Genomic DNA, 24,464 nt, shown 5'->3' on the forward strand with positions numbered 1-24,464 from the left:
GAAAAGCCCAGTCGCTTTCGAGCGGAAGGTGGCCTAAACGAGCGCCGGGGGCGGCACAAAAACGGGACAGGTCCAAACTGTACACCACATCCGTATTACCTCTAATGCTCGTCACGATCGTATTCAGCTTTTCGAGCATCTCGTTGAGTGTCAGGGCGATATCGCCGAAAACGCCCTTGTGAGTTGTCGCTACGGTGTGGTTCAGATCGCCGTGAGACAATGCGCTCAGCGCGTCCGAAATGTCGTGCAAGGCTTGCCCGGTCGATTCCGAAATGTCGTTGATGCCGGAACAGATTTTTTCGAACACGCCATCCTTGTCTTGTAGTGATAGTCGTTTGCCAAAATCACCTTCGGCACAGGCCGCCACAACCTCGGAAATCTCTTCGGCGATAGCGATTTCCCGTTTTCTTGCGGCCTCAAGTTCGGCTTCGCGATGCAAAGCCTTTTCCTTCTCGTCTTCCTGCTGTTGTCTTTTTTCTTCCTGCAGAAGCCTCTGATCTTCCTTTTCCCTTTCATGCCGCAGCGCTTCCTGTTCGCTCGCTTTGATGGTTGCGGTGCGGAAATGATCCAGTGCAACGACAATCTCGCCAAGCTCAGAGCTGGTGGCCTGCGGCATCAGTATCGCGAGATCCCCCTCGGCCATCCGCGACGCGGCTATTGAAACTTCGGCCATGTATTCGCGAACGGGGTGTGACACCATCCAGACCGCAAAGGCTCCCAGAGTGATAGCGACCAAGCTCGCCACTAAACTGATGATCGCCTGGTTGCGCGTGTCGCCATGACGAGTTTCGAGCGCGAGGAGTAGATCCTTTGCAAGCTGATCTTCGAAGCCTTTCAAGAGGTTGATTTTCTTTGTCATCGCGCCGAAAAAATCATTGCCGGTGAACCCCTGAAGGTTCTGAAAGGCAGTGCTCTCAAAGGCGACTTCCCGCATGCGTTCGACATCGCCAAAGGCTTCCGAGGTGGTCAGTTCTTCGTAGGCCGTCGCAACCTTTACGCTGGCTTCCTCAAGGAACATGTTGAAAAACGTGTTCTGAACGCTGATCAACTCTTGAAGTTTCAGCAGCCGGTCGACAGTGAAGCGTCCGATGCCAAAGCCGCTGGAACCAATAGCGCGTTCGATACCGGCGCGTTCCTTGCCATTCAGAAAGCTAGAAAACGCCTTTATTTCCATTGCTGTAGTCGTGTCATTACTGGCAAGAGAGGCCAGCGTCACGACACTCAACATGGCATTGTTCAGCCCGGTATAATAGGAAATCGCCTGTGGCGGTGCGATCGAAAGCGCATCGACTTGCTCTCGGATTTCGGTCATCTCGCCAAGTTTCTGCTTTATATCGCGGAGCTTTTCGACAACTCGGAGACTGGTCTCGCTGTCATCGGCCCGGCCCATATATTTCGCCATCGATTGCTCGGCGAGCACGCGTTTTTCGTCGGTGTTCTTTCTCTGCGCGGCGAGTTCTTCGGAAAAGGAAGCACCGGCGGTGCTGAGGAATACCGCCGTGGCGCCGCGTTCCTTTTGTTGTTCGTGTACAAGGTTCGAGAGAAAGGTCGTCAGCTCGGCAATGTCCAGAATCCTGTTGAATTCCGACATCTGGCGGAGCTTGGGGTAGGTCAGAAAGAAGGACATGCAAATGGTGAACGCCACCGGCACGGCGGCCACGAGGATCATGGAACGGGTGATTGGCATGCTTCGGATGGCATGGGCAAAATTTCGCATAGATCTCTTTCTGGAAAACGCTCTTGGTGAAACGGGTAAGCGACAGGGGTTACGGGCCTGTTAATTTGCGTTGCCCTCCGTCGTTCAAAGCTTTCGAATCCGTTCCAAATTTGACGGATCCGTATCGCGGGAAGAAAACGCAACTTTGCTTGCCCTGCTTCCGCAAAGAAACGAGACTGCCGCAATGACGGAACAGGATTTCAAGCTGCGCCTCAGGCTGGTTTTCGGGCCCGAGGAAATGATCGGACCGGGCAAGGCCGAATTGCTGGAACGTATCGCGCGCACCGGCTCTATCGCTGCAGCGGGGCGTGAGATGGGGATGAGCTACAAACGCGCCTGGATGCTTGTCGAAACGATGAACGCCATGTTCAATTCGCCTGTCGTCACGAGTTCGCGCGGCGGGGCCAAGGGAGGTGGCGCCGAGGTGACGGAAACCGGCAACGAGGTGCTGCAAGCCTATCGCGCGCTTGAGGAAAAGGCCCGTCACGCGGCCATCGAAGAGATCGAACAGATGAACAACCTACGGAAACCGACTGAAACCTGAAGTTTTTCCTTGCGAGCACTAGGGGTAGGGTCGATATGTTTTGAGGAACATATCGGAAGTTGGAATGCGCCACGTCCCGCGAAACCTGTTGTCCGCCTTTCTTTTGGCGGTTCTCGTCCTGACCCCGTGGGCGGGAAGGGCGGCGGATCTGACTGTGTTCGCCGCCGCAAGTCTCAAGACCGCGATGGATCAGATCTCCGACCGGTTTGAAGAGGCTTCCGGTCTTGAGATCGCCGTAGCGCTTGCCGGTTCGTCCGCACTGGCGCGGCAGATCGAACAGGGTGCGCCGGCGGATGTCTTCATTTCCGCGAATTTAGATTGGATGGATCATCTTGAAAGAAATGGATTTATCCGGTCGGATAGCCGATTTGATCTTCTCGGCAACAGGCTTGCGCTGATCGCTTATGGCGCTTCTTCTGAGCCGGTTGTCATCGATTCAGCGCTGGATTTGACGGATATGCTGAAGGGAGGCCGCCTTGCCATGGCTCTCGTCGATGCGGTGCCGGCCGGGATCTATGGCAGGCAGGCACTTGCTTCGCTCGGGCTCTGGGAGGAAGTGGCGCCACAAGTTGCACAGGCCGATAACGTTCGCGCCGCGCTGGCGCTCGTGGCGACCGGCGCGGCTCCTTTGGGTCTTGTCTACGCCAGCGACGCCACGGATGAGACACGGGTTAAGGTGATTGGTATCTTCCCCGAGGAAAGCCACGATCCGATCATCTATCCCGTCGCGATCACGTCACGTGGCGGTGCAGAACTGGCGCCGCGCTTTCTCGACTTCCTGCGCGAGCCGGAAAATCGCCTGATATTTGAAGAACAGGGGTTCGAGGTGCTGGCTGAATGAACTGGCTGACGCCCGAAGAAATGGCCGCCGTCATGCTGTCGATGAAGGTGTCTTTCTGGGCGACCTTGGTCAGCTTGCCCTTCGGCATTCTGGTGGCGCATGCGCTGGCGCGGTGGCAGTTTCCGGGCAAGCTTTTGTTGAACGGGCTGGTTCACCTGCCGCTGATCCTGCCGCCTGTCGTAACAGGTTACCTCCTTTTGATGACGTTTTCACCGGTGGCCCCCTTGGGTCGGGCACTGGAAAGCATCGGTATTGTCTTTGCCTTTCGCTGGACCGGCGCGGCGCTTGCGGCGGCGGTCATGGCCTTCCCTCTCATGGTCAGGGCAATCCGGCTGTCGATCGAAGCTGTCGACCCCGGGCTAGAGCAGGCGGCGGCCACCCTTGGCGCCTCAAGGGTCTGGGTCTTTCTCACAGTCACCTTGCCCTTGATCCTGCCGGGCATTCTGACCGGGTGCATTCTTGCCCTTGCCAAGGCCATGGGCGAGTTCGGCGCCACGATCACCTTCGTCTCGAACATCCCCGGCCAGACCCAGACTCTGCCGACAGCGATCTACGCATTCCTACAGGTGCCCGGCGGGGAATCTTCCGCGTTCCGTCTGGTTCTGATCTCGATTGCGCTGGCGATGGGGGCCCTTCTGCTGTCGGAAATCCTCGCTCGTAGGCTCGGCAAGAGATTGGGGGGCGCATGACGGTTTCGGTTCGGCTGTCGCATCAATTCTCGGGGTTCGGTCTCGACGTCGATTTCGAAGCGCCCGCAGGTCTTACCGTGCTCTTTGGGCGATCCGGGTCGGGCAAGACGACCATCATCAACGCGGTCGCGGGTCTGCTGAAACCGGACCGGGGGCGGGTGACCATCGATGGGCGCGACCTGCTTGATACGGATCGGCGGATCGACCTTCCGACCCATCGACGTCAGCTTGGCTATATCTTTCAGGATGCGCGGCTGTTTCCACATCTGACGGTTGCTCAGAACCTGTCTTATGGGCGTTGGTTCGCGCGCCGCCCCCAAGATGGCGATGAAATGGATCGCGTGGTCGACATGCTCGGTCTTTGCCCGCTTATGTCGCGCAGACCCGCGAGACTGTCCGGCGGCGAAAGACAACGTGTGGCCATCGGGCGCGCGTTGCTGGCTCGTCCACGTCTGCTGCTGGCGGACGAACCGCTGGCCTCGCTCGACGAAGGGCGCAAGGCGGAAATCCTTCCGTATTTTGAACGGCTTCGGGATGAGGTTGACGTGCCGATCCTCTACGTCAGCCATGCCCCTGCCGAGGTTGCGCGGCTGGCAACCACGGTCATCGCGCTCGAAAATGGCCGGGTCGTTCGGCAGGGCCCGGCGCTCGAGGTGCTGGGCGATCCGATGGTGACACCGGCGGGTATCCGTGCCGCAGGGGCGGTACTACGCGCAGAGGTAAAGGCGCATCACGACGACGGTCTGAGCGAACTCGATGCCGGTGGCATTCCGCTGTTCCTGCCGCGCGTCCCTCACAGACCGGGCAGCTTCATTCGCATCCGTATCGCCGCGCAGGAGGTGATCCTGTCGCGCGAGCGGCCTGCAGGCCTTTCGGCGCTTAACATTCTGCCCGGCCGGGTGGAATCGCTGCGGGCGGGCGAGGGGCCGGGCATGCTGGTATCGCTCGCGACGCCCGCCGGAACCATCCTTGCCCGCATCACCCGGCGTTCGGCCATGACCCTTGGGCTGGACGAGGGCGTCGAATGCCACGCCATCGTCAAATCCGTCGCCATCGCGCCCGAGGATGTGGGCGGGGCCCGACCCCGGTCAGACGGATAGAACCGTCCAGCTTCCGTCGTCGAACATCAGCCGCTCAAAGGCATATTCGTCCGAATAATAGTGGTTCTTCAGCAGGATATCGCCCTTGGCCCAGCTTATCGACAGATCGTAGGTGCCGCTGCGGGCAAAGCTCAGCTCATCCACCGAAGAGACCGAGTTGAACAGGATCGTGTCGAGACTGTCCGAGCGGCTGTCGTCGAAGGTATCGCTGCCTTCGCTGGCGACATATGTATCGTCGCCGGTCGAGCCGTAGAGGAAATCGTCGCCAAGTCCGCCATCCATCCAGTCGTTGCCATCATAGCCATAGAGACGGTCATCCCCGTCCAGTCCGAACATCCGATCATTTATCGACCCGAGATCGGCCCGGTTGCCACTAAGGGTGTCATTGCCGCCGGTACCTCTCAATTCGGCATTGATGCTGGTCAGATCCTCCTTGGTGCCATCGGCAAACTGAAGGGTTTCAATGGCATAGCGTTTGTTGAACGCGTACTGGATCGTGACGGACCCGCTATCCCAGTGGATGACCAGTTCTGAGCTTGAGGTGAGCGTATAGCTGACATCGCTGGCCGAAATCCCGGATTTCAGCTTGATCACGTCGGCCTTGTCCGCGGAATCTCCATAGTCCGAGATCTTGTCATGACCGTCGCCGACAAGATAGATATCGGCCCCGGCCGCGCCATACATGGTATCATTGCCAAACCCACCGATCAGCGTGTCGTCGCCATCATACCCATAGAGCCGGTCATCGCCGTCGAGACCGTAAATCACGTCCGTCTTCGACCCGATGTCGCCATTGTTGCCCGAAACGGTATCGTTCGCGTTGGTGCCAAAGGTCGGCGCGGCGATCTTGGTCAGGTCCACCGTGGTCCCGTCGGAATAGATGAGCTGTTCGACCGCATAGGTCGACCGGAAGGCGTTCTGGATAGTGAATGACCCGTCGGCCCATTCCGCGATCAGACTGCCGTTGCTGCGCGAATAACTGACATCTGAAGCAGAAACCCCGGACTTCATCCGGATCACATCTTTCGGATCGCCCGTCTGCCCGTAGTCCCAGATCAGATCGTGACCATCTCCGACGTAATAGGTATCGCCCCCTTCGGCCCCGTACATGCTGTCATCGCCAAGCCCGCCGCTTAAGCGGTCGTTACCGTCGTAGCCATACATGGTGTCGTCGCCGTCCAGCCCGACCAGCAGGTCATTGCGCGAGCCGAAATCCCCGCGGTTGCCGTAGAGCGTGTCATCCGCCGTGGTGCCATGGGTCTCGAGCGCGAGCGAGGTGAGATCGACCACAATGCCGTTGCCATAGCGCAGCTTTTCGACCGCGTAGGAGTTGTCGAACCCGTTGTCGATGGTGACTGATCCGTCGTCCCAGCCGATCCAGATATCGCCGTTTTGCAGGCGCATCGTGACATCGCCGGGGTTGATCCCGCTTTTTAGCCTGACTTCGTCATCGCTGTCGCCGGTCGTGCCGCGATCCGAGATATAGTCGTCTCCGTCGCCGACGAGATAGATATCGCCGCCCTCGGCACCATAAAGATTATCGTCGCCAAGCCCGCCATCCAGAATGTCGTTCCCGTCATAACCGTAAAGCTGGTCGTCGCCATCAAACCCACGAAGCGTGTCGTTGCGCGACCCTAGCGTTTCGCGGTTGCCGCGCAGGTTGTCGTTTCCACCCGTGCCGATTGTGGCGACAGAGATCGTCGTCAGATCCTGCGTGGTGCCGTTCCCATAGCGCAATGTTTCCACGGCATAATTTTTGCTGAACGCATTTTTGATCGCAACCGATCCGCCCTTCCAGTCCAGCATAAGCGTGCCGGAACTGTCGCGGCTGAAAGAGACATCGCCGGGGTTGATCCCCGATTTCAGCTGGATCACATCTGCCGCGCTGCCGCTGCTGCCGTAGTCGGTGATCTCGTCATCACCATCGCCCACCTTGTAGGTGTCGCCCCCGTCGCCGCCTTGCAACGTGTCATTGCCAAGACCGCCCTCAAGCGTGTCGGCCCCGGCATAGCCATAAAGCCGGTCGTTGCCGTCTTCGCCTGTCAGGCTATTGTTCCCAGCATCGCCGTAGAAATACTTATTGGGCGGTGTCGTGTAAGCCGTCTTTGCCTGTGTCACGAGGTCGATGATGGTGCCATCGGCCAGCCGTGCCTTTTCCACCTGGTAGCGCGCCGTAGACCAGTTTTGCACCTGTACGGAACCGTCCTCCCATGCCACCCGCAGATGCTGGTTATCGACCAGCAGGAAGGATAGATCGCCCGCGTCGATACCCGCGACAAAGTTCAGATAATCGTCGCCATCGCTTGTGTCGCCATAGTCATTGATGAGGTCATGCCCCTGACCGACTATGTATTCGTCCTCGCCCGCGGCGCCGTAGAGCTTGTCATCGCCAAGCCCGCCGTCAAGCGTGTCATTGCCGTCATAGCCGTAGATCGCGTCATCCCCGTCAAGTCCGGTGATGACATCGTCCCGCGTGCCGAATTCCTCGTCATTGCCATAGATCGTTTCACTGCCGTTGGTGCCAGTGATGGTCACTGCAAGCGTGGTCAGATCGACCGTCACGCCGTTGTCGTAAACCAGCCGTTCCACGGCATAGCGTTGGTCGAAGGCATAGGCGACGCGTGCAGAACCCGTGCCCCATGAAATCAGAAGATCGCCATTGCTATACGCCTGATAGGTGACCATCGCTTGCGTGATACCTGCGGCCAGCCGGATGGTGTCGGGACCGTCGCTCAGATCCGACTTGCCGGCGTCGATGATATAATCATCGCCTTCGCCAGCACGGTAGGTATCCGCGCCTTCGCCACCGTAAATGGTGTCGTCGCCATCGCCGCCTTCGAGGATATCCGCGCCGTCATAGCCGTAAAGCGTATCGTTCCCGTCGCGCCCGACGAGATAGTCGTCGCGGCTGCCAAGCTCTTCACGGTTGCCGCCAAGGGAGTCATTGGCGTTCGTGCCTACGGTCGGCGCAAAAGCATCCGTGAGAGCGATCTTGCCGCCATTGGCGAATTGCAGGGTCTCGATGGCACGGCTCTGGTCATAGGCCGACTGGATGCTGACCGACCCGCTGCCCCAATCCACGAGCAGGGTGCCGTTGCTGTAACGTGTATAGTCCAAGTCGCTGGCGGAAATGCCCGCCCCCAGAAGAAGCGTATCCGCACCGCCTGAATCCTGAATAAAGTTCTCGCCCGCGCCGGGGAGGTAGATGTCGTCGCCATCCCCGCCGTTCATCTGGTCGTCGCCGTCACCGCCATCCAGCCGGTCATTGCCATCATAGCCGTTCAGCCGGTCATCGCCCTCCAGACCATAGAGCTTATCGTCGATGCCGCCGTAATCTTCGGTATTGCCGTAGATGTAGTCATTGCTGCTGGTGCCGATGGTGGGCAGGGCCAGCTTGGTCAGATCGACGCTCGTGCCATTGGCGAAGGCCAGGGTTTCAACCGCGTAGCGGGCATCGAAGGCATAGTCGATCTGGACCGATCCGGTGGTCCACTCGATCATCAAAGCGCTATCGATCGTCCGGCGATAGCTGACATCGCCGGGCGCGATGCCCGTCGCCATCTCGATCCGGTCCTTGCCTTCGCTGCTGGCACCCGACCCGTAATCGCGGATAAGATCGTGGCCGAAACCGACGTGATAGATGTCTCCATCTGCGCCGCCTTCAAGCTGGTCATCGCCTTCGCCGCCATCGAGTATATCGGCCCCGTCAAAGCCATACAGGTAATCGTCCCCGTCCAGCCCGTAGATGGTATCATCACGGCCGCCGTAATCGGCGCGGTTGCCATAGATCGTCTCGCCGCCATTTGTCCCGAGTGTATCGGCAGAGATGCTGGTCAGATCGACCGTAGAACCGTTGGCAAATTCCAGCAGTTCCACCGCGTAACGCTTGGAAAACGCGTTATCGATCCGGGCCGATCCGCCCTTCCACGAGATTACGAGATCGCCGTCGGAATTGCGGGCATAGCTGATGTCGGCGGCGCTGATGCCGGGGGCAAGGACAACCCTGTCCTTGCCATCCGTATCGGTGCCGTAGTCGCTAATGAAATCATCGCCCGAACCGACAAGATAACGGTCCGCGCCGATGCCGCCATACATGTCGTCATCGCCTTCGCCGCCGTCGAGCGTGTCGTTGCCGTCCTGACCATAAAGTCGGTCATCGCCGCCGAGCGCGACAATCTTATCGTCGTGACTGCCAAGTGCCTCGCGGTTGCCGTAGATGTTTTCTCCGTCTTCCGTGCCACGGGTGACGACAGCCTGACTGGTAAGGTTGACTACCCGGCCACCGGCCAGTTCCAGCTTTTCGATCGCGTAAGCTTCGCGATAGGCATTGTCGATCCGGACCGACCCGCCTTTCCACGAAATCAGCAGATCTCCGTCCAGCATCCGTGCAAAGTCGAGATCGCCCAGACCAAAGTTGCGGTCCAGCACGATCCTGTCGGCCTTGCCGCCTTGATATTCATAGTCCTGAACGAAATCGTCGCCGAGGCCGACCACATAGCTGTCGCCGTCCGCGCCCCCATACATCCAGTCATTGCCAAGACCGCCGATAAGGGTGTCATTGCCGTTCGCGCCATAGAGATAGTCGTCGCCCGCACCACCATCGAGCGTATCGTCGTCTTCGTAGCCATAGATGCGGTCGATGCCGAGCCCGCCGCGCAGCACGTCCTTGCGGGCCACGCCGCCTTCGTCACCGCGCAGGTAATCGTTCGCATCGCTGCCCCGCGTCTCGATCGCCATATCCGCGATATTGAGTGTGCTGCTGCCGTTTTTGTTCTTGAGCTTGAGCTGCTCGATGCCGCCGCCTTCGGTAAAGTGGCCCTGCACAAGAATGGAATCCTTGCGGGTTTCGATTGTCAGATCATCGGACAAAGCTGTGCGATACAGCGTTATGTCTTTTTCCGTGAGACCCTTGCGCATCATCACGGTATCCGTGCCGCCATCCTCGATGATGGTTTCCTTGCCGCGCGCTTTGTAGGTGTCATTGCCCATGCCGCCGCGGCTGATGTCGATGCCGGCACCGCCGATGAGCATGTCCTTGCCCGCGCCGCCAATCTGGATGTCGTCGCCTTTCCCGCCCTTGAGCTTGTCGTTGCCGCCTTGTCCCTCGAGAACGTCAGAGCCCTTGCCGCCCTTGATGATGTCCTTGCCGGCAAGGCCGATGATCCGGTCCGAAAGGATGAATTCGTTGACATCGCCTCTCAGAACATCGCCCTTGCGGGTGCCGACGATGCCCTGCGCCTGACGTTCAAGATCAAAGATCGTGCCGTCCTTGAGCTCAAGCAGTTCTATGGCGCCATTGGTGCCGTAAAATCCTTCGATGCGGACGATCAGCTCGCCCGAGGCATAGATTTCAAGATCAAGCTCGTTGGCCTGCGACTTGAGAAAGGCCATGTCCGATAGATCGAACTTCTTCTGGATGCGCAGACGGTCGTTGCCGCTGGTATCGACGATCGTGTCAAAGCCGCTGCTGTAATAGTAGATATCGTCGCCATTGCCGCCGAACATCAGGTCGTTGCCCGCGCCGCCGTTCAGGATGTCGTCGCCTTCGCCCGCGTTCAGGTTGTCGTCCCCGCGCAGACCGAACAGACTGTCATTGCCGACACCGGTGGACAGGCTGTCACGTCCGCCACCGCCGCGCAAATTGTCGTCGCCGCTTGTCCCGTTAAGGCCCAGCGACTGGGCAGGGTAGATCTCGGACAGAACCGCGTCCACGGTGATGCCGGTGTCGCCGTCGAATTTGGACATGACCTTGTCGAGCTTTTTCGCCTGCTTGCGCGACATGGTGTCGATATCGATGGCGGTATCGATCACGCGGATGAGGTTGGTCCATACGCCAGCCATGTCCGCGCCCGATTTCTCATAGTCTTTTGCCAGCTTTTTCGAAGCCTTGAAATTCAGCTTGAGCGGCTCTTCGAAGCGGTCCGGTTCCCATTCGTAATCCGGTTCGCCCTTGAAGATCACCGCCGCATCGGTTTGGGCAAGGATCTTGGTCAGCGTCACGTTGCGCGCGTTCTCATAGGCGGTCTTGAGCGTACGTCCTGCCTCGGGCGCCGGATCCGAGCGATAGCCCTGCAGGAAAGCGCGGTCGGTGAAGGCCTCGATAAAGGCAAGCTGACGGCCATCAATATAATAGCCGCGACCGTTCGGATCTTCGCCAGACACCTCGGCCCACCGGTAGAGGATCGAATCCATCCGGCCAAGCGCATCCTGATCGGGATCAAAGACCTCCTTCGCCGAAAGCGCGGCCAATTCGGCGACAAGCTTTTCCAGTTCGCCGTCGCGCGCCATGGCGGTGTGCAGATCGGGCAGCATGCCATAGCCGCGCAGGTGGGGCAGGGCAAAGGCATCGGGATCAAACGGCACGTCGCCCTGCGCGCGGGTCAGCACGTTGTCATAGGCAAACCAGACATCCGAGATTTCGCGGGTCTGGCCCTTGTCGTTGGTGTAGCTCGAAATATGGGTGACGCGGTTGTCAGCGATCATGCCTGTGCCAAGCGCGGCATCCAGCTTGATCGAGACCACGCCGGATTTCTCGAGGCTTTTCAGCTCGCCCGGATCGGAATCGCCGTCCTGATTGAGATCACGCCAGAGGACGAGATCCTTAAAGGCGTCGTCTTTCTTGTCGATCACCCCGTCAAAATTGGAATCGAGCACCGCGAGATTGGTGAAACCGTCAACGGTTTCGGTGCCGAAGAGCTCGGAGTGATCGTCGATTTCGTCATTGTTGTTGCTGTCGATGGCAAGCAGGCCGTCGTCGGATTTCACCCAGCCGCTGACTTCGCGCATGCCGTCGTTGTCGATGTCCCAGAAAACCGCGCCCTTGGAGGAAATCGAGGACAGCTCCAGCCCGTCGCCATCGAGGTCGAGAATAAGAGGCGAGGCTTCGGTGCGGGCCGTGGTACTACGGTCGCGCACGTCCTCGGCATATTCGACCGGGGCGGTATCGTCGCCCGTCCACCATTCGACAAGACCGTCCCAGAACCCGCCGATCCGCTCAAACCCTGTGTTGATCGCTTCCTTGATTTGGTCGAGGAAATCCGCGCCCCAGTCGTCGGGGTTGCTGGAGTGATCGCGGAAATTGTCGGTCAGATCGTCAAAGGCCTGTTCCAGCCAGTCGCGGCCCTTGCCAAAGATATTGGCACCGTAATCGATGACGTCCGACCCGGTATCGCGCAGCCAGTCGAGCGTGTTATCGGCCATTTCATTGGCCTGCGTGCCGATGTCTTTCCAGGTGTTGACCACGTCCTTGCCAAAGTCGGTGGACTGATCGATGACCCAACCGGCCAGCTTGTTAAGCTTGTCGGCCTTGTCCGCCACCCATGCGCCGGTGCTGTCGAGCGAATCCTGCGCCCAGACGGCAAAGTCACCCATTTGCTTGTCGAAGAATTTGAGCGCCGCGTCCTTGGCGTCACTGATGCTATCAAGCGCCTTTCCCGCCTGGTTCGTGGTCCATTTGGTGCTGGTGCTCCATGCCTCCGAAGCTGTGTCCCAGCCGTGGCGCAGCGCCTGTTCGGCAACCTGAAGCCCCCGGGTACCGATCTCGCCCAGATCCTCGCCAAGATCGATCGCGGCATTCCACCCGGCATTGCCTGTTTCGATGAACAGGTTCGCGCCTTCGGTGCCGATCCAGCGAAAGGCCTCGACCGCCGCCCCGGTCATCGCATCGGTGATCAACCGTTTGGTTTCAGGCACTTCAGCGGCAAGTCTGGGGATCTGCGACAGCGCGGTCCATGTTTCGTCAAGATCGACATTCGTCAGCGTGCCGGGCCCACCAAGAGCCAGTTTGCCGATCCAGGTGGCGAGCGGCTTGTAAATTCCCGGATTGGCCGTCTGGATCGCCTCGTTGTCGTAATAGCCCGGCGTGCCGGTCTTGGCTCCGGCAATCGCCGCGTCCGTGTAATTGCCCAGCTTGTGATCCGAATAGAGGCCGCCGGGCAGCAGGTTCGGGTTTGCCACGACGCTGGTTGCTCCAAGGTGATCGCCGCCGGTTTTCGACACCAGATCGCGGTCGATGTAGAGGTTGAGCATCTCAGCACCGCTCAGCCGCGCGGTATCCAGTGCCCCGCCGTTATTTTCACGGATGGCGTGTTCCGCACCGGGGGCCGACTGGGTGTGGAGGTTCATGTCCGACACGCGCTTGTCATAGGTCCCGGCTGTTTCGTAGATCGCATATTGCGCCAGCGCACCCCCAAGGCTGTGACCGGCAAAGGTGACTTCGTCGCCGCTTTTCCAGTTGGTCTGAAGGAAGGAATTGACCTGAGACCGGGCTTCGTCCCACTGCGCCCAGCCGATGCTGGCCACGTCATCGTAGAAATCGCGCGCTTCCTGCGACCCCTTGAACGCGACGACCACATCGCCGGTCGCATCGTTCTTCAGCCCAAACGCCTGCAACCCGTCCTTGGTATCGCCCTCGATGATCGTGACCACTCGATATTCGGCCAGCGGAGACTTGCTGCCCACTGAATCTGCCCCGAGATCGAGATCCTTGAGCTTGGTCCCGGCACCTTGTTTCTGAAGCTGTTTTCGGATCGTGTCCGCATTGATATAGGCGAATTCAGAGGCATCGCGGCCAAGGGTGGCGTTCGTCATGGGAAAAGGCCTTTGTCAAAAAACTTGGTCGGAAAAGGTGGGCGAAGGGGTAAAAACGTACTTAGTTCAAACAGATACTGGCAGTCATAAGTCGGGGCTTCGAGGCTTCGAAACCGTCCTGCTGCGCGACCCAGAACAGGTGGCAGCCGTCCGGCGACACCCTGAGTGTTTCTGGCATCAGGTCGGTTGAATGGATGGAGGTCCAGCCGCTGACCTCGGCATAGATCCCGGCGATGTTGTCGGTGTCGCGGGTGCCGCCGGTCGTTGCGAAGATCAGCCCGTCACGTGTCATGTCGATGCGATAGCTGCCCTTGGCGTTCCATTCCGCCCAAGGCACGTAAGAGGTGATGGGGTCATCACCAACCGAGAGATCCCAGACCGGAATCCCCGGCAGATCGGCCTTGAAGTCGGCACGGCGGCGGCCTGACCAAGCCGGGTAGACAAGGAAATGGCCGGCTGCAAAACCCGCCGCCGACATTGGCTGAACGCAGACCGGATCAAGCATCAGTTCAACATCGCTTTGCCATTGGCCCAGCACGTCCTCATCGTCGTAAAGCACCAGTTCCGCGCCTTCGGGATGTTCGATCAGCCCGGCCCAGACCTGACCGTTCGTTCCAAGCGCTGACTGCCTGCCGAAACGCGGCTCCATTGCAAGGTTCATCTCGGCTTCGCGGTTCAGGCAGTGGTCGAAGGCATCCGGGTCTGTCGCCTCGGTCGCGTCCCGCTGCCAGTGCAGGCTGTTGCCATTGGCATCGGTCAGCAACAGGCCGCCCGTTGGCAGGGGGCAATGGCCCGGTCCGTCAAGCATGAGAATGGTTTCGGGCGCGCGGTCCGTCCCGGTAACGATCAGCGCATAATCCGCGCCCTGCGACCCCGGCCTCTCCGCGATCACGGCGACCGTTGCATCGTCAAGCCAATAGCTGTTTTCGGTCGGGTGCCAGTTGTCGCCAAGCGCCAGTTCCTGAACGGCAAGACGCTCCAGAACGGTGGACCCGGCCGTCACCGGCGTTGCCCCGATGAGCAGGACCGCGCATAGCATTTTGACCGGATAAAGGTCATGCCCCACGCCGCGCGTCCTGTTGGACCCGCGCACGAAAGTTGCGAAGTAACACGCCTGCACCTGTTGAAATCACCCCGATTGCCCCCCGGAAACCCGCCAGCCGCTTGTTTTTGACTGGAATCATAGAAAATACGAATCAAAATGTCGCAAATGCGCTGCGGGGAGAATAGCCGCGCGCGATCCTTTGCGGCAACTTTAGATGGCTATCATTTTCGAAAAAGTGGGATGGGGTGTTTGCCACTCTCTTCCAAGCGGGGCAGGATGGGGCGGACGGAAAGAAAAGGATTACGATGTCATACCAGCTTGGCAACAGCGATATCGTGGAACTGACCGAATGGCGGCGCGAGCTGCACCGTTTCCCCGAGATCAGCGGCGAAGAGGCGCAGACCGCCAGACGGGTCGAAGACCGGCTGCGTTTGCTTGGCCCGGATCGTATCCTGACCGGGCTTGGCGGACACGGTGTCGCGGCGGTGTTCGACGGTGCTGCCGAGGGGCCGGGTATGATGATCCGCTGCGAACTCGACGCGCTGCCAATCCCCGAGATTTCTACCTTTGAACATCGCTCGAGGGTGCTGGGCAAAGGGCATTTCTGCGGGCATGATGGGCACATGAGCATGGTCATGGCCGTGGCGCGGGCCCTGTCGCGGCAGCGGCCGGAAAAGGGGCGCGTGGTGCTGATGTTCCAGCCCGCCGAAGAGGACGGGTCGGGCGCAGCGGCGGTTATCTCCGATCCGCGATTTGATGAGATACGGACGGATTATGCGCTGTCGCTGCACAACATACCGGGCCTGCCGCTTGGGTCGGTTTCGCTGCGCCGGGGGCCGGTCAACTGTGCCTCGCGCGGCATGCGCATCGGGCTGAACGGTCGCACCGCCCATGCCTCTGACCCGGCGACCGGGGTTTCCCCGATGGCGGCGCTGGCAAGGCTGATGCCGGAACTGACGGCGCTGGGTCGCGGCAACGGTCCCGAGGATGCCGGTTTCACACTTGCGACGGTGACCCATACCCGGCTGGGCGAGCCGACCTTCGGAGTCGCGCCCGGACAAGCCGAGCTGTGGGTCACGTTGCGCACCATGCTGGATGCGGACATGGCCGATCTGGTCGAGAGCGCCGAGGCGCTGGTTGCGGAATGTGCCGTCGATGCAGGGCTGGAACACCAGATCGACTATCACGACGTGTTCCGCCACTGCGAGAACCACCCGGACGCGGTCGAGTTACTGACCCGTGCGGTGACGGCCGAGGGGCTTAGCCCCGGTGAAGCAGGCCAACCCATGCGTGCGTCAGAGGATTTCGGCCGCTTCGGCGATCATGCCAAGGCGGCGATGTTCCTTTTGGGCGCGGGCGAAAGCTGCCCGAACCTGCATAACCCGGATTACGATTTCCCCGACGAGCTGATACCCATCGGCGCGCGGATCTTCCTGCGCGCCGTGGATCAACTGCTGAACGAGACCTAGCTGCGGGTGCCCGAGAAACGCGCCTGCCAATCCTCACGATCTTCATCGCTGATCTTGGCAAAGAGAACGTCCGGCACGCTAAATTCATGGCCGATTGGCAGGGCAGATAGGGCCGAGGCCACATCGTCCGGCCAGCCGGTATCCAGCGTGTTCATCGAGCTTAGCATCCGGGCCGCAGCATCGGGGATGAAGGGCGCCGAGAGCACCGCGTAAAGACGGATCAGGTTCAGGCCCAGACGGACCTGCATCGCGGCTTTCTCGGGATCTTCCTTGAAGGTCGACCACGGCGCGGCGGCTTGCAAATATTCGTTGCCCAGCACCCAGATCGCACGCAGCTCCTGCGCCGACTTACGTACTTCCATCGCGTCCATGAAACCCTGGTACGCGGTGATGCGGGTGGTCAGGTTGGCAATCAGCTCGGCTTCGGGCGCGCCTTGTTCGCAACCTTCGGGCACGGTTTCACCGAACTTGGAGCGGCAGAACTTGGTGATGCGGCTGACGAAGTTGCCCAGCACATCCGCAAGGTCCTTGTTGACCGAGGACTGAAAGTTTTCCCAGGTGAATTCACTGTCCGAGCTTTCCGGCGCATGGGACAGCAGCCACCAGCGCCAGTAATCCGAGGGCAGGATTTCAAGCGCCTGATCCATGAACACGCCGCGCCCCTGGCTGGTCGAGAACTGGCCACCGTCATAGTTCAGGTAGTTGAAAGATTTGAGGTGGTCGACCATCTTCCACGGCTCGCCCGATCCCAGCAGGGTGGCCGGGAAGCCGAGCGTGTGGAAAGGCACGTTGTCCTTGCCCATGAACTGGACATAGCGCACGTCATCGGCCCCCTTGTCGGTCCGCCACCAGCGTTCCCAGTCATTGCCGGTCGCCTCGGCCCATTCCTCGGCACAGGCGATGTATTCGATGGGGGCGTCGAACCAGACGTAGAACACCTTGCCTTCCATGCCGGGCCAGTCTTCTTCGCCCTTTTTCACCGCGATGCCCCAGTCGAGGTCGCGGGTGATGCCGCGATCTTGCAAGCCGTCGCCATCATGCAGCCATTTCTTGGCGATGGAAACGGTGAGGATCGGCCAGTCGGTTTTCGTATCGATCCACTTGTCGAGATCGTCGCGCAGGGCGGACTGACGAAGGAACAGGTGCTTGGTCTCGCGCACTTCAAGATCGGTCGAGCCTGAGATCGCCGAGCGGGGCTCGATCAGGTCGGTCGGGTCAAGCTGCTTGGTGCAGTTTTCGCACTGGTCGCCGCGCGCCTTGTCGTAGCCGCAGTTGGGGCAGGTGCCCTCGATATAGCGGTCAGGCAGGAAACGCCCGTCGGCATTTGAAAACACCTGCTTTTCCGACACTTCGCGGATCAGCCCGGCCTCGGCCAGCTTGCCGGCGAAATGCTGGGTCAGCTTGTGGTTCTGCGGGCTGGAGGAGCGCCCGAAATGGTCAAAGCTCAGCCCGAAACGGCGCGCGATATCGGCTTGTACCTCATGCATCTCGGCGCAGTATTCCGCTACTGGCTTGCCGGCCTTGGCAGCGGCGAGCTCGGCCGGGGTACCATGTTCGTCGGTCGCGCAGAGAAACAGGACCTCGTTGCCGCGACCGCGCAGGTAGCGGGCATAGAGATCGGCCGGAAGCTGCGAGCCGACGAGATTGCCGAGGTGTTTGACCCCGTTGATATAGGGCAGTGCGGATGTGATGAGCGTACGTGTCATGATGCGCCTTTTCTCGATTGGCCTTCCTGTAACGCAGTGTATGTCAAAGGACCAGCCGGGGATTGAGGCGCCGCACGGAAAACGCCGCCCCCGGATCGGGAACGGCGTCGGGAAATGGATTTAGCGCTGTGTTGTTCAGGCGGCCTTGCGGCGACGGCGTGCGATCAGGCCGAAGATGCCGAAACCGGCAGCGGCCAGCGGCAGCGACGCGGGAACCGGCACGTTCGAGACCGGCGGCGCATCGTATTCGACGACGTATTTCTGCAGGCCACCGTTGTTGGCTCTGTCGCCCCATTTGTCGCCGGTTTCCCACCCGGCAAGGTAGTTCTGGAAGATCCAGCCATTCGGCTGTTCCACGGGCCATCCCCAGCCTTCCGCGTACCAGTTGGAATAGGTGAAGGATTCGCCATTCTGCCAGACCCAGTTGCCTTCGGAATCTCTGTCCGTGGCGCCGAGCCATGCGGTGGTGTAGGTGCCGCCGTGAAACGGCGAGCTGGCGGTAAAGGCTGCATTCACCGCGTTCAGGAAAAGCTGCTCTGCCGCGCTGGTGACAGTCGCGAGGTAGCCGGACATGCCGTTCAGCGTCGAGGAGGTCGCCGCTGCGTTGGCGCTTGTCCAGGCAATGCTCTGCCCGACGTTCCAGACGACCTCGTACCAGTGGTCGTTGCCGCCGTCCGCGGCTTTCCATTGCACAGGCGCTGCAACGGCAGGTGCCGCCAGACCCAGAGCAAGGATCGCCCCAGCGATCATTGATTTCTTCATCGTAGTCCCCTTTCAGTTCAAAAATCGATACTTGTCAAAATACCGTGGGGACCTAAGTGACATAATTTCGCCACAATGTCATTTTGCAAATGATTTCAAGCGTTTCGTCTGGGGTAAAACTGTGTTTCCGGCGGGGAAACCTATGCGTTACGCAGGTAGAGCAGCGTTGCGGAGGCTCATCTCTTCGAGGTGGAGCTGTCCCGGCTGCGGCCCATCAGGCGACCGATGAGGAAGGATGTGCGCGGGGCGTAAAGGTACGGCGTCCGCGTGGTGGCGGAGGGGCGCGCGCGCATCCGGGCGATGCCGAAAATGACCAGAATGACGTGGCCCATGGCGATCATGGTGAACAGGGCGTTGGGGCCGTAGGCGGTGATCAGGCTTGACGCGGCAAAGGGCGCGGCAATGGCGCCGAGTGCGTAGAAGAACATCAGCGCCGCCGAAAGCTCGACCCGTTCGGAACTGTCGGCAAAGTCATGGGCGTGGGACGAGGCGATGGAATAGATCGGAAAGGTGGTCAGCCCAAAGACAAAGGCCGCGCCCATCACACCGACGGTGCCGAACCCCTGCGCACCCATCGTCAGCGCGGAACTGGCGATTGCCGCGACCGAGAGCCAGATCAGCACCCAGCGCCGGTCGTATTTGTCCGCGATGATGCCGACCGGGAATTGCGCCAGCGCACCGCCGAGAACGAAGGAGGCGAGGAACCAGCCGATCTGCCCCGGGTTCAGCCCGACTTCCTGTCCGTAGATCGGGCCGACCATCCGGAAAGAGGCGCTGGAGAGCGCGGCGACGATCACCCCGGCCGCCGCCAGAGGGGAGCGTTCTACCGCGAGCCAAGGCCGCAGCCGAGGGGCCTCGGGCGTTTCGGGCTGACGGGTTGTGGTCAGGGTCAGCGGCAGGATCGCGGCACAGCAGAGGATCGCGAGGATGTTGTAAGAGACATAGCTGGCCGGGGCGAGCACCCCGATCATCAGCTGTGCCACGAGAGAACCGCTCATATCGACGACGCGGTAGGCGCCCGTGGTGCGGCCGCGGGTTTCGTTGGTGACCTTGTCCTGCATCCATGCCTCGATCACCGTATAACAGCCCGCAACGCAGAGTCCGGACATAACGCGCATCAGCGTCCAGGCATAGGGATCGACGACCAGCATATGCGCCAGCAACCCGATGGCGCCGGTGGCGGTAAAGGCGGCAAAGGCGCGCGAATGCCCGACGCTGCCCATGAGACGCGGCGCCCACCAGCAGCCGATGAAGAACCCAAAGAAATGCGCCGAGCCGAGCAGACCGATCTGCGTCGTGGTAAAGCCAAGCTGGAGCCCCGAGAGCGCATCGAGAGGGCCGACGCCGCCCGAGGACAGTTGCAAAAGCAAAACGGAAAGGAAGAGGGCGGCAAAGGAAATGATCAGGCGCATGACGTGCTACAAAGAGCCTCTGGGAACCGGGCAGGCTTGCCCCTTTTCGACGGGGACATGTCGTTCTTGGCCCTTGTGACCACTTCCGGCAGAGAGGTCGACCGGAAACCGCCCCGGCCGGCAGATGCGTTCTGGCTAGATGTATTTGAGCGGCACGTCCGGCGGGGTATAGGTCAGGACGGGCGCGCCGGGGGTCACCTCCATCTCAGTGCGGGGGGCGCGCATGATCGCGGTCCATGATTTCACCGGCTCGGTCCGGGCGCGGCGCCGTTCGAGATGCCAGCGCGGGATTTTCCCGAGATAGGCCGCCGACATGGCCCAGCGGGTTTCCACCCCCGGGGCACCGCCATTGCCGGGCGTGACCAGTAGGCCAAGCGGCGGGTTGCCGGTTCTTTCCGCCCCCTGTTCGGCGGCAAGATGCATCCGGCGCACCGCTGTCAGGTTGGGCGGGGCAGGCAGGTCGGCCACCACCAGTGGCACCACGCCCGAGCGCAGCGCCTCTTCGATGCACCAGAGCAGATCCTCGGCCCGGCGCGGATCGACAAAGATGAACCGGCCCGGATCGACAAAGGGCCACATGCCGTCGGGGTTGAGCTTTTCCTTTTGCCAGGCGGGCGAGATCCACATCACCGTCCCCTCCATCCGGCCGGCCAGCCAGACGGCAAAGGTGTGGCGGGATTCGCCGCAGCATTCGTGAACACGGGTCTTGGCCAGCCCGATGTCGCGATGCAGCATCTGGAGCGGGCGGCGGGGGGCCGAGAGGGAATCGAAGAGGTGAGTCGTCATGGGGAGATTTTACATGTTCCTGTTTCGTTCTCAAGGCTGACCTGCGCTTTGCGGTTGCCATCGGCATCCGGGCGGTTAGGGTCGGGCGCGACAAAAAAGGATCCTCCCGATGAAGATGAACCCGCTTGGCCGCACCGGCCTGACCGTTTCCGAACTGTGCCTTGGCACCATGACCTTCGGCACCCAGACCAGCGAGGCCGAAGGCCATGCCCAGATCGACCGGGCGCTGGCCGCGGGTATCAATTTCATCGACACGGCCGAGATGTACCCGGTGAACCCGATCCGCGCCGAGACCATCGGGCGCACCGAAGAGATCATCGGTAACTGGAACGCGGCCAACAAGGCGCGGCGCGGTGAATTCGTGCTGGCCACCAAACATTCCGGAGAAGGGTCGAAGGCGCGGGACGGGGCGCCGATTTCCTCGAAGACGATCCCGGAAGCGGTGGAAGGGTCGCTGAAGCGGCTGCAGACCGAAGTGATCGATCTTTACCAGTTTCACTGGCCGAACCGGGGCAGCTACATGTTCCGCCAGAACTGGACCTATGACCCCTCGGGCCAGAACAAGGATGAGACCATCGCGAACATGGAGGACTGCCTTGAGGCGCTGCAAAAGCAGGTGGACAAGGGCAACATCCGATTCTTCGGCCTGAGTAACGAAAGTGCCTGGGGCACGGCGCAGTTCCTGCGGATTTCGGAAGAGCGCGGCTGGCCCCGCGTGGCGACCATGCAGAACGAATATTCGCTGCTCTGCCGTTTGTACGACACGGATCTGGCCGAGCTGAGCGTGAACGAGGATGTGGGGCTGATCGCCTTTTCGCCGCTGGCGGCGGGTCTTCTGACCGGCAAATACCTTGACGGGGCAGTACCGGAGGGATCGCGCAAGTCGATCGTGTCGGATCTGGGCGGGCGCATGACGCCGAGGGTGCACGGCGCGGTTGCGGCCTATGTGGATATCGCCGAGCGACACGGGCTTGACCCGGTGCACATGGCGCTGGCCTGGTGCCGGACGCGGCCCTTTATGGCTTCGGCGATCTTTGGCGCGACAACGATGGATCAGCTTGATGTCGCGCTCGGCTCGGTTGACGTGGTTCTGTCGGATGAGGTCATGGCCGAGATCGACAAGGCGCACCGGGCGCACCCCATGCCTTACTGAGGCGTCCGGCGCGGCGGCGGGAGCCTCCGGCGGGGATATTTTAAGAACCCAAAGAAGCAGGGGATTTCGCTTTCTGTCGCAGGCGGCGGGCGGCGCTGCCGTGGGCCTTGTGGAAGGCGCGGGAGAAGCTGGCGGGCGAGGCGAAGCCGGTGGCCAGGGCGATGGCAGTCAGAGGCATATCGGTGTCGGTGACAAGGCGGAGGGCCTCGGTCAGGCGCAGGTGCAGGTAATGCGCCTGCGGGGTTGTGCTGAGCCGGGTGCGGAACTGGGCCTGGAGGGCGCGGGGGCTGGTACCCGTGTGTCTGGCGATGGCGGCAATGGTGAGGGGCGTGTCGAGGTTGTCCTCCATCAGGGCACTGGCGCGGGCGGTGAGGGCCGAGTGGCGCGGTCTTGGGCCGGTGCGGCGCTGGGCGCGGGCCGGGTCGGCGGTGCTGTCGTAGATAAAGACCCCGGCGACGCGGGAGGCGAGAGTCTCGCCGCAGCGGGCACCGATCAGGTGCAGCATCATGTCGATTGCCGGGGTGGCGCCGCCGCTGGTCATCCGGGCGCGATCGATATGGAACCGGTCGCGCAGGACGGTGATGGCGGGAAAGCGGATGGCGAAATCTTCCAAGTCTTCCCAGTGGGTTGTGGCGCGGTAGCCGTCGAGAAGTCCGGCGCGGGCCATGAGCCAGGGGCCGCCGTCGATACCGGCGAGGGTGGCGCCGCTGGCGGCGATGCGGCGAAGACTGGCGATCAGGGCCGGGGTCGCATGGGTTTCGAGATTGAAGCCGGCGATCACCAGCAGCAGGTCGCAGGATTCGAGCCGCGAGATCGGGTTCGCCGGGACCTGCAACCCGCTGGTGAGTGTGGCGGGGCTGTCGGTTGCGGTGACATAATGCCAGTCGAAGCTCTTGCCGGGGCCGAGCCGGTTGGCGGCGCGCATCGGGTCGATGGCGGCGGCGAAGGATAGCGTGTTGCAATCGCTGAGCACGAGGGCGGCGACGCGAAGGGGAGTCCGGCTTGGCTGAAAGATGTTTTTGGCGGATTTCATCAAATTCGATTCGTATCATGCAAAGTATGGTGCGCCAAGTCGCGGCATGATCCGCGCCAAAGAGACAAGAAGGAAAAAGCGATGCCGCTGGAAATGAACAAAGAGGTTTTCATCACCTGTGCCGTGACCGGATCCGGGGGAACCCAGGACCGCAGCCCGCATGTGCCACGCTCGCCTGAAGAGATCGCTAACAGCGCGATCGCGGCGGCCAAGGCGGGGGCGGCGGTGGTGCATTGCCATGTGCGCGACCCGGAAACCGGCACGCCGAGCAGGAAAGTCGAATATTATCGTGAGGTTACCGACCTGATCCGTGCCGCTGACGTGGACGTGGTGCTGAACCTGACCGCGGGGATGGGCGGCGATATCGTCTTTGGCTCGCCCGAGGCGCCGCTGCCGCTGAACGAGGCCGGGACCGACATGATCGGGGCCAAGGAACGCATGGCGCATGTGGTCGAATGCCTGCCGGAGATCTGCACGCTCGATTGCGGGACAATGAATTTCGCCGAAGCCGATTATGTCATGGTGAACACACCGGGCATGTTGCAGGCGATGGGCTCGATGATGACCGAGCTGGGGGTGAAGCCCGAGATCGAAGCCTTTGATACCGGTCATTTGTGGTATGCAAAACAACTGGTTAAGGATGGTATCCTTGACAGCCCGGCGCTGGTGCAGCTGTGCATGGGCGTGCCGTGGGGCGCGCCGGATGACCTCAACACTTTCATGGCGATGGTCAATAACGTGCCGAGCGACTGGACCTTTTCCGGCTTTGGCCTTGGTCGCAACCAGATGGCCTATGTGGCGGCTTCGGTTCTGGCGGGCGGACATGTGCGGGTCGGTCTGGAAGACAACCTATGGCTGGAAAAAGGCGTGCTGGCCGAGAACTGGCAGCTGGTTGAGCGGGCCAAGACGATCATTGAGAGCATGGGCGCAAAGGTCATCGGACCGGAAGCCGTGCGCGAGAAACTTGGCCTGACCAAGCGGATGCCCAAGTGATCGCTGGCGGGCGGTGGAAAGGGGCGGTGACAGGCATGCACAAACGGTGCACAAGCCGTACACCCCCTGTACACCGCCGCAGCGCAGCATTGGCGGGGCTTTTGCTCCTGCTCGCCGGGTGTGGCGGGCTTGGCGAGGCACCGGGCTATCGCAACCCGGAGGCGCCGATTGCGGCGACGACACGGTTCGAACCGGCGCGGTTTGCCGGGACCTATTATGTCGTCGCGGCTTTCGCGGCCGAGGGGCAGGCGCCCCATGCGCTGCCGGTCAGCTACGCCTGGGACGGCGCGGCCGAGACCTTTGCCGAGGGTGGGCCGGGCGCGCCCGAGGCGCGTTTTGCACCGCTGGAGGTTATCAAACCGGGACGTCTGCGTCCGGTGGGGCGCAGCAATGTCGAAGACGAGATCTGGGTGCTCTGGACGGATGCGGATTACCGCACCGTGGTGATCAGCGACCGGGCAGGTTCCTTTGGGCAGATCCTTGATCGCAGCCCGGGCGGGTCGCCCGACCGGATCGCGGCGGCGCGGGATATCCTCGACTGGTACGGGTTCGACCTGAGCAAGCTGGAAATGGCGAAATAGGCCGCGTTTCGGCGGCTGGATGAAAGGGCCGGGCAGAGGTCGCG

The 24,464-nt window shown here is 61.1% G+C and carries 16 protein-coding genes; 8 read left to right on the plus strand and 8 right to left on the minus strand.

Going from position 1 to position 24,464, the window contains the following annotated elements; all coding sequences use genetic code 11:
- Positions 1-1,717, minus strand: a 1,717-nt coding sequence (locus MF268_RS07160) for a nitrate- and nitrite sensing domain-containing protein (RefSeq protein ID WP_238370226.1), incomplete at its 3' end; no start/stop codon positions are given.
- A gap of 184 nt (positions 1,718-1,901) precedes the next feature.
- Here MF268_RS07160 and MF268_RS07165 point away from each other — a divergent pair.
- The 4 genes from MF268_RS07165 to modC all read left to right on the plus strand — a co-directional run bounded on the left by MF268_RS07165 (position 1,902) and on the right by modC (position 4,891).
- Entirely contained in the window at positions 1,902-2,261 is a 360-nt protein-coding gene (locus MF268_RS07165) for a winged helix-turn-helix domain-containing protein (RefSeq protein WP_238370227.1), read from the plus strand.
- Between the two features lie 64 nt (positions 2,262-2,325).
- Positions 2,326-3,102 (plus strand): molybdate ABC transporter substrate-binding protein, encoded by a 777-nt coding sequence (gene modA / locus MF268_RS07170; protein ID WP_238370228.1) that lies wholly within the window; start codon positions 2,326-2,328, stop codon positions 3,100-3,102.
- Positions 3,099-3,791, plus strand: a complete 693-nt coding sequence (gene modB, locus MF268_RS07175; protein WP_238370229.1) for a molybdate ABC transporter permease subunit — start codon at positions 3,099-3,101, stop codon at positions 3,789-3,791. The genes modA and modB overlap by 4 nt, the downstream gene beginning before the upstream one ends.
- Positions 3,788-4,891, plus strand: a complete 1,104-nt coding sequence (gene modC / locus MF268_RS07180) for a molybdenum ABC transporter ATP-binding protein (RefSeq protein ID WP_238370230.1) — start codon at positions 3,788-3,790, stop codon at positions 4,889-4,891. Before modB ends, modC begins: the two co-directional genes overlap by 4 nt.
- Here the strand turns inward: modC and MF268_RS25175 are convergent.
- On the minus strand, positions 4,880-13,480 hold the full coding sequence (locus MF268_RS25175) for an alpha/beta hydrolase family protein (protein WP_273544942.1): 8,601 nt from the start codon (positions 13,478-13,480) through the stop codon (positions 4,880-4,882). The genes modC and MF268_RS25175 overlap by 12 nt on opposite strands.
- Before the next feature lie 61 nt (positions 13,481-13,541).
- Positions 13,542-14,546, minus strand: coding sequence for a hypothetical protein (locus MF268_RS07200; protein ID WP_238370231.1), 1,005 nt, complete (start codon positions 14,544-14,546; stop codon positions 13,542-13,544).
- Positions 14,547-14,830: 284 nt separating this feature from the next.
- On the opposite strand from MF268_RS07200, the gene MF268_RS07205 reads away from it, so the two are divergent.
- Positions 14,831-15,994 (plus strand): amidohydrolase, encoded by a 1,164-nt coding sequence (locus MF268_RS07205; RefSeq protein ID WP_238370232.1) that lies wholly within the window; start codon positions 14,831-14,833, stop codon positions 15,992-15,994.
- Here MF268_RS07205 and metG read toward each other — a convergent pair.
- From metG to MF268_RS07225, 4 genes are all read right to left on the minus strand, one after another.
- A complete protein-coding gene (gene metG / locus MF268_RS07210) occupies positions 15,991-17,700 on the minus strand; it encodes a methionine--tRNA ligase (RefSeq protein ID WP_238370233.1) in 1,710 nt (569 codons plus the stop codon). The genes MF268_RS07205 and metG overlap by 4 nt on opposite strands.
- A 135-nt stretch (positions 17,701-17,835) precedes the next feature.
- Entirely contained in the window at positions 17,836-18,462 is a 627-nt protein-coding gene (locus MF268_RS07215; protein WP_238370234.1) for a lectin-like protein, read from the minus strand.
- 176 nt (positions 18,463-18,638) lie between these two features.
- Positions 18,639-19,874 carry an MFS transporter gene (locus MF268_RS07220; protein WP_238370235.1) on the minus strand — a complete coding sequence of 412 codons (1,236 nt, stop codon included), beginning with the start codon at positions 19,872-19,874 and terminating at the stop codon, positions 18,639-18,641.
- 135 nt (positions 19,875-20,009) lie between these two features.
- Positions 20,010-20,660, minus strand: coding sequence for an ImuA family protein (locus tag MF268_RS07225; protein ID WP_233145733.1), 651 nt, complete (start codon positions 20,658-20,660; stop codon positions 20,010-20,012).
- Between the two features lie 109 nt (positions 20,661-20,769).
- Between MF268_RS07225 and MF268_RS07230 the strand changes: the two genes are divergently transcribed.
- A complete protein-coding gene (locus tag MF268_RS07230) occupies positions 20,770-21,813 on the plus strand; it encodes an aldo/keto reductase (protein WP_238370236.1) in 1,044 nt (347 codons plus the stop codon).
- Positions 21,814-21,853: 40 nt separating this feature from the next.
- Here MF268_RS07230 and MF268_RS07235 read toward each other — a convergent pair whose 3' ends face one another.
- Positions 21,854-22,846, minus strand: a complete 993-nt coding sequence (locus MF268_RS07235) for a GlxA family transcriptional regulator (protein ID WP_238370237.1) — start codon at positions 22,844-22,846, stop codon at positions 21,854-21,856.
- 81 nt (positions 22,847-22,927) lie between these two features.
- Here MF268_RS07235 and bcoG point away from each other — a divergent pair, with 81 nt between their 5' ends.
- Both bcoG and MF268_RS07245 read left to right on the plus strand, forming a co-directional pair.
- The gene (gene bcoG, locus MF268_RS07240; RefSeq protein WP_238370238.1) at positions 22,928-23,839 is read left to right on the plus strand and encodes a 3-dehydrocarnitine:acetyl-CoA trimethylamine transferase BcoG; all 912 of its coding nucleotides are present in this window, start codon (positions 22,928-22,930) and stop codon (positions 23,837-23,839) included.
- Positions 23,840-23,928: 89 nt separating this feature from the next.
- Positions 23,929-24,420, plus strand: coding sequence for a lipocalin/fatty acid-binding family protein (locus tag MF268_RS07245; protein WP_238370239.1), 492 nt, complete (start codon positions 23,929-23,931; stop codon positions 24,418-24,420).
- Positions 24,421-24,464 lie beyond the last annotated feature (44 nt).

This window comes from Heliomarina baculiformis (assembly GCF_019966545.1).
GTDB classification, from domain to species: domain Bacteria; phylum Pseudomonadota; class Alphaproteobacteria; order Rhodobacterales; family Rhodobacteraceae; genus Heliomarina; species Heliomarina baculiformis.